Genomic DNA, 15,679 nt, shown 5'->3' with positions numbered 1-15,679 from the left:
CCTTTGAGAAAGGACTATTTTTGAAGCATTATATTTTTATCTAAAAAATAAACCAAAAGTGATTCCATAAGTTAGCAGAAGTATAAAATTAATATCATTTATTTTTAAACGCTATACTTTTGACCTCCTCTACTCCAAATTCTGAACTAACAAATCAACTCTCTACCTTCGAAAAAGATATTTTAGAAGGTTTAGAGACTACTCCTAAAAAGCTTTCTTCTAAATATTTTTATGATGATGAAGGCAGTAAGTTATTTCAAGCCATAATGAATTTGCCCGAATATTACCTAACTCGTAGTGAATATGAGATATTTGAATCCCATAAGCAAAACTTTTATCAGCAGTTTTCGAAAGATACGAAAGCATTTAATTTGATAGAATTAGGTGCAGGAGATGGTCTCAAAACTCAAGTTTTGCTTTCTCATTTTGTAGAACAAAACACCTCTTTTTCATATCGTCCAATTGATATTTCAGCAGAAGCTCTTCATCAGTTAAAGATGAGGTTCAATAAAACAATTCCTTCACTTGATTTTGAAGGAATCGAAGGAGAGTATTTTGAAGCCTTAGCGAAATTGAAAACAAATTCTTTACAAAATGAAAAAGTAAGGAATATTGTTCTCTTTTTAGGCTCTAATATCGGAAATTTTGGAAATGAACAAAGCCTTAATTTTCTGACCCAATTAGCTCAAAATTTACGTAAAGATGATTACTTACTTTTAGGCTTTGACTTAAAAAAACATCCACAGATTATCAAAATGGCATATGACGATGCTAATGGCGTAACAAAAGCATTTAATATAAATCTTCTCAAAAGAATAAATAGAGAATTAGATGGAAACTTTAATGTAGAAAAATTTGATTTTTATTCTACTTACATTCCAGAAACAGGAGAAGTAAGAAGCTATATTGTAAGTGCTGCAAAACAAGAAGTTTTTTTAAAGAAATTAAATACAACTATTCAATTTGAATGGGGAGAAACTATTCATACAGAAATATCTAGAAAATATAGTGCATCCGACATGAAAGAAATCACAAATGAAGCAGGTTTTGAATTTATAGAATCTTATACTGACTGTAAAGGCTATTTTATGGATATGCTTTTGAGAGTAAAATAAATGCTAATTTATGGTACACAAAAAAGTCATTTACAATTTTGATTGCAAATGACTTTTATTTTCAATTCGTCATATTGATTTAACCTCTGAATCACAAAATCAGACTTAAACCTTATCAACTTGCGTATCTAATAGTTGCTTTATAATTTCCTGTTAGGTCGCATCCTTTCATATCAAGCTCTACCATTCCTGTCCCAAAATACAGATAGGTTTTCTTTCTCCAAGAACCATCCTTTTTCTCCATAAAAAGTGTGATTTCTACTTGCCCTCCGTTGGGAGAATAAACATATCCTTTTTCTGCTATTGCACCTGTATCATTTCCTTCACAAGGCAATTTATTAACCTTAAATACTTTAAATTTTGGAGTTTGGTCTTTTTGTTTGTGCATTTTTTCTACTTTATAAGTATCAGGAAAAGAACACGTTCCATCATCTTGAAAACAAGCAAAAGCATAATAGTTTCCTGTATAATTACAGTCAGAAAGTTTGAGTTCGATAAACCCTGCTCCTTGTCTTGTATATTCTTTTTTCTCCCAATATCCAGCTTTTGTTTGTACAAAAATAGCTACAACTACCCAATCTGTCGAACGGGTACTGACATAACCTCTATCAAAGCTACATCCTCCTTGCTTACAGCCATTTGGAGTGCTACGTTCGGTAAGTTTAAATTGGGGTTTCTCAGCTACTTCTATCGCCTTATTTTCTGTACTAATAGATAAATTTGAGGCAGGAAGTGTGAAAAAATTCCAATTAAAAATCAAAAGTAATGAGTAAAAAAACAGTTGCATACGTAAGTAATATTTGTGATAAAGTCTTAGTTTCTAGTTCAAAAATACATCAAAAATCAATACTTTACTAATAGCTCGTTAAAATTTTATAAAAGTCTATTAAAATAAAAGTTAGTTCAGAGTTTGTATTTAGCAAGTATTTTTATCAAATAAGGTATTATAATATCAAATTAGCAAACAAAGTACCTATTTTGTCTTCTAAACATTTATTTTAACCTGATTCGATGTATATACAAAAATCTTTGCTGTATGGCTTTTAAATTAGGTTTAGTATTCTTAATTTTGGTATTTTTATTTCGTCTATTTTTTTGATAGACGAATAAATAGAAACATCCTTAAATAAAATAGATACTCGTTTTGTTCTAATTCGTCCTACACACAAAATATAATACACATGATTGTAGTAACAGGTGCAGCAGGTTTTATTGGCAGTGCATTGATTAGCCGTCTTTTAGAAGCTGGTCATAATCATATTATTGCCGTAGATGATTTTTCCTTCATCGAAAAAAATAAAAATTTAGCAGAAAAGCAAATTAGTGAACGTGTCGAACGTGAAGATTTTTTTGATTGGCTCAAAAAAAATTATATTGATGTCGAATTTATATATCACATTGGCGCACGTACTGATACTACCGAATTTGATTATGAGATTTTCGAACACCTAAATGTGGGTTATAGTAAAAAAATTTGGAAAATGTGTGTTGAGTATTCTATTCCATTAGTTTATGCCTCTTCGGCTGCTACCTATGGGGCAGGAGAGCACGGCTATAAAGATGAAGAAAGCCGAATTCCACTTCTAAAACCTCTTAATCCTTACGGACAATCAAAACAAGAATTTGATATTTGGGTATTGGAACAAGAAAAAACACCTCCCTTTTGGGCTGGTTTGAAGTTTTTTAATGTTTATGGACCTAATGAATTTCATAAAGGACGTATGGCTTCTGTTATTTTTCATACGTATCATCAGATTTTGAAAACAGGAAAGATGAAACTTTTTCGTTCTCATAACCCTAATTTTAAAGATGGCGAACAGCTTCGTGATTTTGTATATGTAAAAGATTTGATAGAAGTATGTTTGTTTTTGATGAACGAACAGCCTAAATCAGCTATTTATAATCTTGGAAGTGGAACAGCACGTACTTTCTTAGATTTAGCAAAGAATACGTTTTATGCTCTTGACAAAACTCCTGAAATAGATTTTATGGATACGCCTATCGATATTCGTGATAAATATCAATACTACACACAGGCTGACATGGAAAAACTAAAAAAGGCTGGTTATACTAAAAAATTCCATACCCTAGAAGAAGGTGTAGAAGATTATGTCAAAAATTATTTGATAGAAAATAAATATTATTAAAGTTTTTATTTACTGTTTCAAGTCAAGTATCGATACTTAACTTGACTTGAAATAATATTTATTTTATTTCTTTCTGTAAAATAAATACTGTCCAATTACAAGTACAAACAAGCTCAAAAGTGTACTAGCTACTATTACAAAAAAGTTAGACAGCCATAATGAAAAATTGCTTCCCTGTATTAAAAATAAAATAGCATGATGAAGAAATAAGGTAATCCCTGCATACATAACAAACCAGTTAAAACCAAGTTTTGAAAGTGTAGGATTTTCTACACCATCATAACCTCCATTTGGTCGTATGAATTGAATAAGAGAAGGGCGAATAAAGGCAATAATGACCATTGTTGCAGCGTGTACACCAGCCGTATCATAAAAAATATCTATGGCTAATCCCATTCCAAATCCCAAAAGCAAAAGTGTTGTAAGGCTTATTTCAAGAGGAAGCAACAGAAGAAAACCTACATAGACAAAACAAAAAGCTGTATCAAAAAGTGCTACATTTCTGAAAAGCAAGACTTGAAGAAGCCAATAAATAAAAAAACTTATAAAGTGAGTAATTGTACTTGGATTCATTTTCCTATTTCAGTTTTTCTAGTGTAACTTGTTCTAAAGAGTCTATTTCTGGTCTGTATTGATTTTCGATGATATAAACATATGAAAGTGTCGTAAAATCAGTAGCCAAACGTATATTTACTTCATTAAAATTTCCTTTTGCAGAAGTAAAATTGACTTCTTCTACATAGCCAATCAAAAACTCTTTTGGATAAAAGTTATTTTCTATACTTGTAACTACTGTATCACCTACTTTTATATCTTTTGCTGAAGTATATAATAAATTTGAATTTCTATAATCTATTCCGTCCCATTTTGTAGTTGCATTTATTCCGTTGCGCTTTATCTGTGAAGCGACTTGATAATCGACATGTAGAATACTTCTTATTGTTGCATAATTACTAGAAACTGCTTCTATTTTTCCTACGATACCAGAGCCTGTAATTACTCCCATTCCTTTTTTTATTCCTTGTTTACTTCCTTTATTGATAGTCAAGAAATTTCTTTCTAATAAATAAGAATGCTTAATTACTTTGGCAGGAATGAGTTGATATTCAGAAACAGATAAAAGCTGAAGAGAATCTAGATTTATAAACTTATCAGACAGAGAAAGTAATCTTAAACTATCCTTTTGTTTTTCAGAGTAATTGAGATACAAATTATCAAATGCAAGCGTATCCTCAACTTGATTTTTGCGTATTTGTGTCGCCAAAAGAGAGTGAAGTTTTGCATTTTCTTCTAAAAGTCGTTCATTTTCATCTTTTAAGTTCCAACGAGTAGCTATCCAATTTTGCATGTTCAAACTTGTTCCCACAACAGAACTAGCCGAAGTAAGCACCACAATTCGCTGATACGTATTATGATTTATAATCAACCAAAAGCAAACTGCTTCTAGTAAAAGAAAAAGCAAAAAATTACGAAACCGATAAAGAAAATTAATTAATTCTTTCAACTTTTGTCAATATACGAATTACGAATTATGAAATAATCAGCGTAGCTAATTAAAAATTACGAATTAAACACAGAGTTACAGAGAACTAAAAACTATTTTTTCATTCTATAAATTGAAATTTATACTAATTCCTAATTTCCAACCCCCATTCTCCAAATTAGTCTAATAAAACAGGTTTGAAACGAGCAACGTCATTGAGCGCAATCCCTGTTCCACGCACTACGGCACGTAAAGGATCTTCTGCAATATGAATAGGAAGTTTTGTTTTGAGAGAAAGACGCTTATCAAGTCCACGCAAAAGCGCACCACCTCCTGTTAGATAAATACCATTTTCGTAAATATCAGCAGCCAATTCTGGAGGAGTAATTTCAAGTGCTTTTAAGACGGCTTCTTCAATTTTTGAAATAGATTTATCTAATGAAAAAGCAATTTCACTGTATGAAACTTTTACTACTTTTGGAATACCTGTCATCAAATCTCGCCCACGAACTTCATAATCATCGGGTGCATTTTCAAGCTCTGACATAGCAGCACCTACTTCAATTTTGATACGTTCGGCAGAGCGTTCTCCTATCAAAAGATTGTGCTGACGACGCATATAATCTAAAATATCTTTATTAAAAACATCACCTGCAGTACGTATAGATTGGTCACAAACAATTCCTGAAAGGGCAATAACAGCAATTTCGGTTGTTCCACCTCCTATATCGACAATCATTGAACCGACAGGCTGCTCAATATCAATACCGATACCGATAGCTGCTGCAATTGGTTCTTTTATCATATAGACTTGTTTTGCACCTGCTTGTTCAGCAGATTCTTTTACGGCACGTTTTTCTACTTCTGTGATGCCAGAAGGAATACAAATCACAATTCGGTTGGAAAGATTAAAACGACTACGTTCTATCATCTTAATAAGCCCTTTTATCATTTGTTGAGCTGCATCAAAATCAGCAATCACACCATCACGAAGTGGACGAATAGTGCGAATATCTTCGTGTGTCTTTTCGTGCATTTGCATGGCTTTTCGTCCGATAGCCATTACTTTTCCTGTTTGTTTATCAAGTGCAATAATAGAAGGCTCGTCCACGACGATTTTCCCTCTATGAATAATTAGTGTGTTAGCTGTGCCTAAATCAATGGCAATATCGCTAGTAAATACGTCAAAGAAGCCCATAAAGTAGAGTGAATAGCAGGATTGTTTCTTTATTTTATGAAAATTACTTCAATAAAATAAATGGAAATATTTTTATATTAAACTTACTTTAGAATATAAAGTAAAGTAGAAATTCTAATTAAAATTAAATTAGTTAGATAACTATATCTGATTTGTATTGAATAAAGAACAAACTATATTTTACAAATCAGATTTTAATGATTTATTTGTGCGTAGTTGATAGTTGCTGATGTTTGAGAAAATTACCTTTGCATAGTTTCAAGTTAAGGTTATTTTCAAACTAAATAACCTTTTTTCACCTAAAAACTAAACTTTTATGTAAAGTTGGAGGGATTATTCTACAAAATCATGTGCAAAATTAGATAATTTAAAGAGAAATCAAACTCATATTAAATTTATTTTCTATTTTTTTCAAATTATCAATACGACTACTGATACCTACTCTTAGTAAAATTAATCTTGATATTCTTTTTATGTACCTCCACCTAAATTTAATTAATAAAGTATTTTGATAGTTTAATTTCAACACTATTGAACACTCGGTCATTTTTAACAAAAATACAAAAGACTAAGAAAAGTACCAAAAAATCGTAATCAATTGATAAAAAGCGACTTGCAAATGTTAAATTACAAATTATTTACACTTTTTTTATCGAAAATATTTGCAAACTCAAACCTTTATGCTACCTTTACGTTCATATAATGACTGTTGGTCATTTTAAAAATCCAGCATTCAACCAAAAAACAATACACACAATCTAGCCAGAATCTAAATTTTCAAATGGGAATAGCAGAACGAAAAGCACGAGAGCGAGTGCATAGAAGAAATGCAATCGTTGATGCAGCCGAAGATGTAATTTTCAAGCATGGTTTTTCAGTAGCAACAATGGCACAGGTAGCCAAAGCTGCCGAACTTAGCAAAGGAACATTATATCTTTACTTCAAAAGCAAGGAAGAGTTATATAGAGCTATTATATTGAGAGGTTTTATTATTCTCAAAAAAATGCTTCGTGAAGCTATTAAAGAGGGAAATTCAGGATATGAGAAAGTGATTATTGTAGGAAGGACATATGTTGAGTTTTCTGAAAAGTATCCAAATTACTTCACGACTATTTTGGACTATGAAAATGACTCATTTAACCTTGCTTCTGCCGAAGCCGAATCATTACAAGCTTTAGAAGAAGGAAATGCAGTGATTACAATTTTGGTAAAAGCAATCAAGGAAGGGGCTAAAGACGGAAGTATTGCCGAGCAGGGAAATCCTTTTGAAACAGCTTTTGTTCTTTGGAGTCAGTTTACAGGTGTTTTGCAAGTCATGAAACGAAAAATAAATATTATTGAGCATTATTTTTCTCTTACAAAAGAAGATTTGTTAATTACACATTGGAGAATGGTAGAAAGAATGCTAAAATAAAATATTGGGAATTAGGAAATCGATATTAGGAATTAGGGAATGAAAATTTTATAATCAAAATAAATAATTTCCATTTTTTACAACTTATTCCTAGGAAAATCGTTTTATATAAATACTCTGCACGCCGAGTATTTTAAAATATAAAAAATCAACCAGCTAAGAAATAAATAAAATAGAAAAGAAACCTAAACTTATATTACTATTATGTCAAGAATAACCAATAAAATTGTACTTATTACAGGAGGAGCAAGTGGAATCGGCAAGATTATGGGTCGCAAATGTATGGAGGAAGGTGCTTCCGAACTTGTAATTTGGGATATTAATCAAAAAGGACTTGACGAAGTAGCTTTAGAATTTGGAAGTAAAGGATATAAAGTTCATACCTACAAAGTTGATGTTTCTGATTTAGAGAGCATTCAAAGTGCAGCTTCTAGGGTAGCAACAGAAGTAGGAACAATAGACATTTTATTCAATAATGCAGGAATCGTAGTAGGAAAGCATTTTGAAGACCACTCGTACGAAGATATTGAAAAAACGGTTCGTATTAATGTTTTGGGTGTGATGCACATTGCTAGAGCATTTGTAGCTGGAATGATAAAAAAAGGAGCAGGACATATTGTTAATATTTCTTCAGCTTCGGCATTTACACCAAATCCTCGTATGTCTGTTTATGCAGGTAGCAAGTGGGCCGTTTTGGGTTGGTCAGAATCACTTCGTTTGGAGATGGAACAAATCAACGACCGTCAGAAAACAGATTTACACGTAACGACAGTAATGCCAGGGTATATCGATACAGGAATGTTTAATGGAGCTTCTGCACCACTTCTTACGCCACTTTTGATTCCAGAAGAAATTGCAGAAGAGATTATTAAGGCTGTCAAGTCAAACGAAATTTTGGTTCAAGAGCCGTTTATGGTAAAATTATTGCCTTTATTAAGAGGAGTAATGCCAGCAAGAGCTTACGATTTCCTAGCAGGAAATATTTTTAACGTATATAACTCAATGAGCAAATTTACAGGAAGAAATGAAGTTTCTTCTACTCAAAAGCATTCAAAAGACTTGGGAAGCGCAACCCAAGAGCAGGAAATTCCTGCTATCAAATAGCGTAACATATAGAGCAATATTCTTTTTTACTAAAGAATAATCTCTATTGTTTGTGTTTGTGTGTTAGGTCGAAAACTCTTTCTCTTTGAGAAAGAGTTTTTTTTGATTCATTTTAATTTTTTAGATTCAATAAATTATGGTAAATTTCTGATTAATTAAAATAATTATTAAGAAAAACAAATAACTATAACTACTACTTTTTGAGTAGAAACTTTTGATTTCTACTTAGTTTTATAAAACATAACAAACTTAATGGGTTTTATCGAAAAGTATTGGCAAAAAATTTCCTCTCTTGGTATAGATAGTTCTATGGAAAGAGGAGAGAGAAAACGTGTACGTTTGCTAAATCAAATTAATTTTTTGATTCTATTTTTTGTACCTCCTTTTATAATAATACATTTTTTTACAGACGTACGTGTTGCTTTTCTAGTTTTTTTAATTGGATGTGGCTTTGCATTTAACCTTTATTTAAGTAAAATTCAAAAATTTGCTTTTTTACGTATCCTTACATTTTTCCTTTTTTGGGGCACTGCCGTATCTTTTACAATTCTCTTAGGAAAAGAATCAACAATAATAGACCTCTTTTATGCTGTTGCTGTTTCTCCTTTTCTTGTTTATTCTGTAAAGGAACGCACACAAATAATATCTTTACTTACCCTTTCCATTGTATCTGCACTAGCCTTGTATTGGTTACAAGAGTTGAATCAACTTCCTACTTTTTTAGTTTTGAGTCAGACCATACACTACATTCTCTCTACAGTTATTATTACACTCGTAATTGCTGTGATTGCAATGATGGTAGCCTCTCTTTCAAATAGTAATGAGCAATCAGAAAAAGAACTATTAAATACACTCAAAGAAACTGAGCAGCTAAATACAATAACTCAAGAACAAAATGAGGAATTAACTGCCACAGAAAAATCTCTTCAAGATGCTTTAAATCAAGTAGAGAAAGATAAAAAAGAAATCGTTATTAAAAACAATGAGTTACAATCTCAAGAGGAAGAGATGCGACAAACCGTTGAAGAACTAACAAGTGTAAATGAACAACTAACAAAACAAGAAAATACACTACGATTAAAAGCAGAGGAAAATAAACTTCAACTCTATCAAATAGAACAACAAGAAGAATTGATGCGTAATTCGTTTGAGGAATTACAAGAGCGAACAGAACAAATGCAAGCACAAGAAGCCATTATGCAACAAGCTATGATGGAAATGAATCGTATTAATGAAGAATTACAAACATCAGAACAGCGATTAGAAAAAGAAGTAGAGAGAAGAACACAACAAATTGGAGCACAAAATCAAGCCTTAGAACATTCTTATCTTGCTTTGGAAGCTAAAACTAGAACTTTACATCAAAGTATTAATTATGCAAAACACATTCAAAGTGCTATTTTGCCACCTAAAGAAATAATAAAAGCTCTTTTTTCTGATTCTTTTATATTTTATAAACCAAAAGATATTGTTTCAGGAGATTTTTATTGGGTTGATAGGAAAGTAGATGAAAGTGGAAATATGCGTATTGCCATCGCTGCCGTAGATTGTACAGGGCACGGCGTACCAGGGGCAATTATGTCTATGATTGGTTATAATTTATTGAATCAGTTTTCGAATCAAGCTACTTTAGCAGAGCCTCATTTATTAGTTGAAAAACTACATAATGGAGTTATTCAGTCACTTCAACAAGAGCATACAGAAAATCGTGATGGAATGGATTTGTCTATCTGTGTTTATGATTCTGAAAAACAAACCATTGATTTTGTAGGTGCAAAAAACCCTCTTATTTATATTCAAGACAATGAACTACACGAAATAAAAGGAACAAATGCAAGTGTAGGAGGAGCATTTTATAGAAATAAAAAAATAAAATTTCAAAAACATACTATTGATGTCAGTAAACCAACAACAATTTATTTATATTCTGATGGCTATCAAGACCAATTTGGAGGAGAAAAAGGACGAAAATTTATGAAATCTAAATTCAAACAAATGCTCTTCGAAAATCACCAAAAACCAATGGAAGAGCAGCATAAGTTATTTAAAACGACCTTTAGTAAATGGAAAGAAAATGAAGACCAAGTAGATGATGTTTTATTGATAGGTCTTCAACTTAATACTTAAAGAAACGACAACTATTTTCAAATTATTTCAAAATTAAAACTCTGATGAAAAATACATTCTTACTTTCTATAATTAGTGCTGCTATTCTTTTTTCCTGTTCTCCTTCAAAGAATACTACAGAAAAAGGAAATACAACTTCAGCTAACGAAAAAACAGAAGTAGATTCTGCTACTAAAGCTATTGAGAATATGCCTACTTATAACTCAAACCCTTCTGTGCATACAGTTGCTTTTTATAATGTAGAAAACCTATTTGATACAGAAGACGACCCAGATACATTTGATGAAGCATTTACACCTACTGGAAAGCAAAAGTGGACAATTGAACGCTATCAAGAAAAAATCAAGAAAATAGCTAAAGTAATCAGTATGATAGGTGATGAAGACGGCGCAGAAATAATTGGCGTTTGTGAAGTAGAGAATGAAAAAGTATTGAAAGATTTAATTAATGACCCACAACTGAAAAAATACGGATATAATTATGTTCATTATGATTCGCCTGATGAGCGTGGAATTGATGTAGCACTTCTTTATAAAGAGCCTGTTTTTGAAGTAAGCTCATCAAAGAATTACGAAGCAAAATTGGCTGACAATGACAAAACAAGAGACGTCTTATTGGTTTCAGGCAAACTAGAAGGCGAAGAAATTCATTTTATCGTAAATCACTGGTCATCAAGAGGTGGAGGAGAAGAAAAAAGCCGTCCTAAACGTATGGTTTCTGCTCTAGTTGCTCGTCAGATTGTAGATGATTTGGAAGCTAAAGATCCAAATGCAAAAATTCTTTTGATGGGAGATTTTAATGATGAGCCTTTCAATGAAAGCCTTACAAAAGGTTTACAAGCCGTTGATTCGCCAGACTTAAAAGACAAACAACTTTTTAATGTCCTTGCCTCTTTAGAAAAAGAAGGAAAAGGAACATATAATTATAGAGGCGATTGGAATATGCTTGACCAAATGATTATTAATAAAGGCTTTTTTGTAGCTAATAATGATGCAAAAGGTTGGCGTTATTTAGATGGAAATATCTATGATAAAGAATTTTTGAAAGAAGCATCAGGAAAATACAAAGGAAATCCGTTTAGAATGTATGTAGGAACAAAATTTTTAGGTGGTTATAGCGATCATTTTCCTATTTATGTGCATTTGGAAAGACAATAAGGATTTTATAATTCTATTGCAAAAAAGGCATTATTTCTCTTGAAATAATGCCTTTTTTTTATTCAATTTCTTACTTTTTATTTCTTAATTGACTCTATAAGTTCAGTTTCTATATCCCAGTCTTTTGCTAGTTTTATCATTGCCATAGCTTCCATTTCAGAAATATATCCTTTTGTCATGTTTGCATTCCATACTTTTGATAGATATTCTAATCGTTTTGGTTTGTCTAGCTCTAACATTGTAGGTTGCAACTCTTCTCTAGCACGTTCGAAGGCATTGTAGTAATCTTCTCCAATAAAATCATTTGCCCACGCTAATTCTTGATGAGCATTGAGCGCATCTGCTGTTTCCTTTAAAATTTTCTTTTCTTCTTCATCAAGTCCGTGATAATGAAAAATCACGCATTTGAGTAAGATATATGCCTTTTTTTCTTGACTTGTCATGGGATTTTAGGGAAAATTTGCCCTCTATTAAACAATGTAACTTAAAAATCTTAATGAACAGAATAAATTCTATCATTTCAAAAATACAAAAAAAGATGTAACTCTCAATATTCTAACTCTAAATAATGAGAAATAGTAAGAAATTTCGATAAATGAATAGCTCTAAGCTACTAATAATTCTACTTATTACTTCATTCAGTGTTTTTGTCTTCTTCTTTCATTTGTTTATAAGATTTCCAACACAGAAAGGCATTAAATGCACCAGCAACTAAAAGTCCTTGCCAATAATCATTTGGAGGCTTAAAGAAAAAATATCCCAAACCTAAAGCAATAAGTGCGTTGGCAGCAATAAAAGTCAGATAATAAGTTGCTTTCATAAGGTATTAGTTTTCCACATACTTTTCTATTTTCTGTTTTAGTAATTTATTCCCAGCATCTAATTCAAGAGCTCTTTTCCATTCCAAGATAGCTTCCTGTTTTTTTCCTAACTCTAAAAGCACATCGCCATGATGTTCGACAATGGTTGCACTTCTTGTGTTCAGAGCAGCTAAAGACAAATATTTTTCGGCTTCTTTATAGTCTTGCTTAATAAATAAAACCCAACCATAAGTATCTAAATAAGTAGCATTATTAGGATATAGCTTTACAAGTCTTGCTCCTAGCTCAGTTGCACGTTCCATTTTTTCTTCCCTCAAAGAAAGATAATAAGCATAATTATTTAGCGCATGTGCATTATTTGGATTTTGTTTTAGTGCCTTTTCGTAGGCTTCATCAGCTTTTTTATAGTTTTTATCTTTATAGTAAATATCCCCTAACTGTGATTCGAATTGGCTTAAAAGTTCTGGATTATTGAAAACCATTTTTTTACCTTGTTCTAATGATGTAATTGCTTCTTCATTTTTTGTACTAGACATATAAGCAACTCCATTGAGAAACCACAAATTAGGCTGATTGGGGAAGTATTCTAAAGCATCTTCACTTGTAGAAATAGCATATTCATAATTTTGAGATTCCAAAGCGAGTTGAGTAGTTCGTTCCCAAAGAGAATAATTGTTTGGGTCATTTTTGAGTGCTGTTGCGTAGGCTTCAAAAGCTTCTTTATATTTTTTTTGTTTTAATAAAAAATCTCCCAAAACACCAAAAGAAGAAGATTCTTTTGGATGGATTTGAGTAAGAGTTTGAGCAAGTCCACTACTCATGTCTATTGTTTTTTGTCCTTTTTCTGTATTTGGATTTGCATTTTGATACAATCCCATCAACAAATTAAGTTTTGAGTCTAAAGGAATTTCTTTTGACTGGAATGCTTTTTTGAGACTTTCTACTTCTTGCTCTGATTTTTCTTGTTGATGATATACTTGAGCAAACATTAGATGAACTTGTGCAGGAAATTCTTCTTGTTCTTTTATAATCCCATTTAAGAGAAGTTCTGCATCAGGATACCGTTTTTGATTTAATAATAATTCTATTTGAGCTAATCGAAAATCAATTACACCTGGAAATTCGAGTATTAGTTTTTCTCCTTCATTAATGGCTGACTCTGTGTCTTGCATCTGTAAATACAAAATCTGCTTCTGACGGATTACATTTTGATTTAATCCCAACTCTTTTTCCATTCTATCATACACTTGGATTGCTTTTTTATATTCATTCATTTCAATATAAAGAGCTGCTAGATTGAGATAAGTAACCTCATCACCTCCAATTTTAGCAAGAATTTGTTTGTAAGTTCTTTCAGCTGCGTCAAGCATTCGCATATCTAGCTGAACAGTAGCAAGATGTGAGAGAAAATAAAAATTTTCATTTTCCATTTTTTTGGCTTCCATTGCATACATAAGAGCCTCCTGCAAATTATTCATTCTGTAGTAACAAAGTGAGATTTGATAATATGCCGTTGGATTATTTCCATCATTTTTTAGAGATTCTTCAAAATAAGGAATTGCTCTTTTATACTCTTCTTTTATATATTCTTTCATTCCTTCAAAGAAAGCTTGTTCTGCTAACAAAGTATTATCTACCTGACCATCAATAGGCTCTTTTTGAATCACTTTTGACTGCTCTTTTTTATCTTTCTTTCTATCTTTTTTATTTCTACGTTGTGCAGTAGCATCTGAAAACGAAATTGCCAAAACACAAAAAAGCAGGAACATAGCTAATCTCCTACTAAAATGAGAGTTTATAAATTTGTCATTTTTCATATAGTTGTTGATTGTATTTAGTATCTTTTTTCAACTCAATAAGACTTTAAAAAACTTACAAGTGTTGGAATAGGTATCAATTTACGAAAATAGTATCAATTTTCTTCTTAAAAACAGAAAGGGCATAGTTTCTTATACGATTATATAAGCGAAACTATGCCACAAACACTAATTTTAATTTACTTTAATAGAATTTGTAAGATAAATAGAAGAAATTACTTTTTTACTTCTGAATAATCTCCCAAACTCACATTTTCAGACTTACCATTATATTTAACAAAATTACCTAACATGGTGTTTTCTAAAAGTGCATTTTCGACAAGCGTATCTGATTGAATAACAGAGTTTTGCACTCTGCTATTATGAATATGTGTATTTTTTCCAATAGAAACATGAGGACCAACTACACTATTTTTCAGATGTACTCCTTCTGCCAAAAATACAGGTTCGATAATAACAGAATTTTCAATATTGGCACTCGGAGAAACCAAAGTTTCTGTTTTTCGATCTGTTAGGTACTCTAAATAACGTTGATTTGTAAAGACTACTGCATCTTTATTTCCACAGTCTAGCCACTCTTCTACTTGTCCAGTACGGAATTTTGTTCCTTTTTGACGCATATTTTCTAATGCTGTCGTAAGCTGATATTCGCCTTTATCTTTAATATTGTTATCAATAACATACTGTAATTCTGAACGCAAATATTCGCCATCTCTAAAGTAATAAATACCAATAATTGCTAAGTCAGAAACAAAGTCTTTTGGTTTTTCTACGAAGTTATTAATTACTTCATGCTCATCTAACTGAACGACACCATAAGCCGATGGGTCTGCTACTTTCTGTACCCAAATAACGCCATCATTTTCTGTATTTATCGAAAAATCAGCTTTAAAAAGCGTATCTGCAAAGGCTACAATTATATTTCCTGACAAAGATTCTTTCGCACACATGATTGCATGTGCTGTTCCGAGAGGCGCATCTTGATGATAAATTTTGCCTTTCGAACCTGCATTTTCGGCTACTTTAAGAAGTTCTTTTTCAGCTTCTTCTCCAAAGTCTCCAATAATAAAAGCAATTTCTTCGATTTTTTCTTTTGAGCTACGAGCCAAATCTTCTACCAAACGCTCAACAATTGGCTTTCCCACCACAGGAACTAAAGGTTTGGGAACTGTAAGTGTATGAGGGCGAAGGCGAGAACCACGTCCTGCCATTGGAATAATTATTTTCACTATATTTTTATGTTTATGTTGTTTGAATGCTTTTGTTTTTTTATTAAACACAGAGTTACAGAGCACA

At 31.7% G+C, this 15,679-nt stretch carries 14 protein-coding genes; 6 read left to right on the top strand and 8 right to left on the bottom strand.

The window, feature by feature from the left end:
* Positions 1–119: 119 nt before the first annotated feature.
* Positions 120–1,115 carry an L-histidine N(alpha)-methyltransferase gene (egtD, locus tag WAF17_RS14440; protein ID WP_338760896.1) on the top strand — a complete coding sequence of 332 codons (996 nt, stop codon included), beginning with the start codon at positions 120–122 and terminating at the stop codon, positions 1,113–1,115.
* A 115-nt stretch (positions 1,116–1,230) separates the two neighbouring features.
* Here the strand turns inward: egtD and WAF17_RS14435 are convergent, their stop codons facing one another.
* Complete coding sequence (locus WAF17_RS14435) at positions 1,231–1,902, bottom strand: hypothetical protein (RefSeq protein WP_338760893.1); 672 nt, start codon at positions 1,900–1,902, stop codon at positions 1,231–1,233.
* Between the two features lie 394 nt (positions 1,903–2,296).
* Here WAF17_RS14435 and rfaD point away from each other — a divergent pair, with 394 nt between their 5' ends.
* Positions 2,297–3,262: an ADP-glyceromanno-heptose 6-epimerase gene (gene rfaD / locus WAF17_RS14430; protein WP_338760890.1), complete on the top strand. Its 966-nt coding sequence runs from the start codon at positions 2,297–2,299 to the stop codon at positions 3,260–3,262.
* 63 nt (positions 3,263–3,325) lie between these two features.
* On the opposite strand, the gene WAF17_RS14425 is transcribed toward rfaD, so the two are convergent.
* The 3 genes from WAF17_RS14425 to WAF17_RS14415 all read right to left on the bottom strand — a co-directional run bounded on the left by WAF17_RS14425 (position 3,326) and on the right by WAF17_RS14415 (position 5,943).
* Complete coding sequence (locus WAF17_RS14425; protein ID WP_338760887.1) at positions 3,326–3,835, bottom strand: Rod shape-determining protein MreD; 510 nt, start codon at positions 3,833–3,835, stop codon at positions 3,326–3,328.
* 4 nt (positions 3,836–3,839) lie between these two features.
* Positions 3,840–4,724: a rod shape-determining protein MreC gene (mreC, locus tag WAF17_RS14420; RefSeq protein ID WP_338760884.1), complete on the bottom strand. Its 885-nt coding sequence runs from the start codon at positions 4,722–4,724 to the stop codon at positions 3,840–3,842.
* 199 nt (positions 4,725–4,923) lie between these two features.
* On the bottom strand, positions 4,924–5,943 hold the full coding sequence (locus WAF17_RS14415; protein ID WP_338760879.1) for a rod shape-determining protein: 1,020 nt from the start codon (positions 5,941–5,943) through the stop codon (positions 4,924–4,926).
* 781 nt (positions 5,944–6,724) lie between these two features.
* On the opposite strand from WAF17_RS14415, the gene WAF17_RS14410 reads away from it, so the two are divergent.
* The 4 genes from WAF17_RS14410 to WAF17_RS14395 all read left to right on the top strand — a co-directional run bounded on the left by WAF17_RS14410 (position 6,725) and on the right by WAF17_RS14395 (position 11,745).
* Positions 6,725–7,357 carry a TetR/AcrR family transcriptional regulator gene (locus tag WAF17_RS14410; protein WP_338760876.1) on the top strand — a complete coding sequence of 211 codons (633 nt, stop codon included), beginning with the start codon at positions 6,725–6,727 and terminating at the stop codon, positions 7,355–7,357.
* 204 nt (positions 7,358–7,561) lie between these two features.
* Positions 7,562–8,461, top strand: coding sequence for an SDR family NAD(P)-dependent oxidoreductase (locus tag WAF17_RS14405; protein ID WP_338760873.1), 900 nt, complete (start codon positions 7,562–7,564; stop codon positions 8,459–8,461).
* A gap of 252 nt (positions 8,462–8,713) precedes the next feature.
* Entirely contained in the window at positions 8,714–10,588 is a 1,875-nt protein-coding gene (locus WAF17_RS14400) for a SpoIIE family protein phosphatase (RefSeq protein ID WP_338760870.1), read from the top strand.
* Between the two features lie 44 nt (positions 10,589–10,632).
* Positions 10,633–11,745, top strand: coding sequence for an endonuclease/exonuclease/phosphatase family protein (locus WAF17_RS14395; protein ID WP_338760867.1), 1,113 nt, complete (start codon positions 10,633–10,635; stop codon positions 11,743–11,745).
* Positions 11,746–11,822: 77 nt separating this feature from the next.
* Here WAF17_RS14395 and WAF17_RS14390 read toward each other — a convergent pair whose 3' ends face one another.
* The 4 genes from WAF17_RS14390 to WAF17_RS14375 form a co-directional block, all read right to left on the bottom strand.
* Positions 11,823–12,188, bottom strand: coding sequence for a hypothetical protein (locus WAF17_RS14390; RefSeq protein ID WP_338760864.1), 366 nt, complete (start codon positions 12,186–12,188; stop codon positions 11,823–11,825).
* A 191-nt stretch (positions 12,189–12,379) separates the two neighbouring features.
* On the bottom strand, positions 12,380–12,565 hold the full coding sequence (locus WAF17_RS14385) for a hypothetical protein (protein ID WP_338760861.1): 186 nt from the start codon (positions 12,563–12,565) through the stop codon (positions 12,380–12,382).
* A gap of 6 nt (positions 12,566–12,571) precedes the next feature.
* Complete coding sequence (locus WAF17_RS14380) at positions 12,572–14,383, bottom strand: tetratricopeptide repeat protein (RefSeq protein ID WP_338760858.1); 1,812 nt, start codon at positions 14,381–14,383, stop codon at positions 12,572–12,574.
* A 215-nt stretch (positions 14,384–14,598) separates the two neighbouring features.
* Positions 14,599–15,612, bottom strand: coding sequence for a sugar phosphate nucleotidyltransferase (locus WAF17_RS14375; RefSeq protein ID WP_338760855.1), 1,014 nt, complete (start codon positions 15,610–15,612; stop codon positions 14,599–14,601).
* Between the last annotated feature and the right edge of the window lie 67 nt (positions 15,613–15,679).

Origin of the sequence: Bernardetia sp. ABR2-2B (genome assembly GCF_037126435.1) — a bacterium.
In the GTDB taxonomy this organism is placed as follows: domain Bacteria; phylum Bacteroidota; class Bacteroidia; order Cytophagales; family Bernardetiaceae; genus Bernardetia.
The sequence above is the reverse complement of the archived record's forward strand: the minus strand, read 5'-3'. Positions and strand labels throughout refer to the sequence as shown.

Coding starts and splice junctions, on each gene's coding strand:
- WAF17_RS14435 (WP_338760893.1), bottom strand. CDS start 1,902: ATGCAACTGTTTTTTTACTCATTACTTTTGATTTTTAATTGGAATTTT.
- rfaD (WP_338760890.1), top strand. CDS start 2,297: ATGATTGTAGTAACAGGTGCAGCAGGTTTTATTGGCAGTGCATTGATT.
- WAF17_RS14425 (WP_338760887.1), bottom strand. CDS start 3,835: ATGAATCCAAGTACAATTACTCACTTTATAAGTTTTTTTATTTATTGG.
- WAF17_RS14415 (WP_338760879.1), bottom strand. CDS start 5,943: ATGGGCTTCTTTGACGTATTTACTAGCGATATTGCCATTGATTTAGGC.
- WAF17_RS14410 (WP_338760876.1), top strand. CDS start 6,725: ATGGGAATAGCAGAACGAAAAGCACGAGAGCGAGTGCATAGAAGAAAT.
- WAF17_RS14405 (WP_338760873.1), top strand. CDS start 7,562: ATGTCAAGAATAACCAATAAAATTGTACTTATTACAGGAGGAGCAAGT.
- WAF17_RS14400 (WP_338760870.1), top strand. CDS start 8,714: ATGGGTTTTATCGAAAAGTATTGGCAAAAAATTTCCTCTCTTGGTATA.
- WAF17_RS14395 (WP_338760867.1), top strand. CDS start 10,633: ATGAAAAATACATTCTTACTTTCTATAATTAGTGCTGCTATTCTTTTT.
- WAF17_RS14390 (WP_338760864.1), bottom strand. CDS start 12,188: ATGACAAGTCAAGAAAAAAAGGCATATATCTTACTCAAATGCGTGATT.
- WAF17_RS14385 (WP_338760861.1), bottom strand. CDS start 12,565: ATGAAAGCAACTTATTATCTGACTTTTATTGCTGCCAACGCACTTATT.
- WAF17_RS14380 (WP_338760858.1), bottom strand. CDS start 14,383: ATGAAAAATGACAAATTTATAAACTCTCATTTTAGTAGGAGATTAGCT.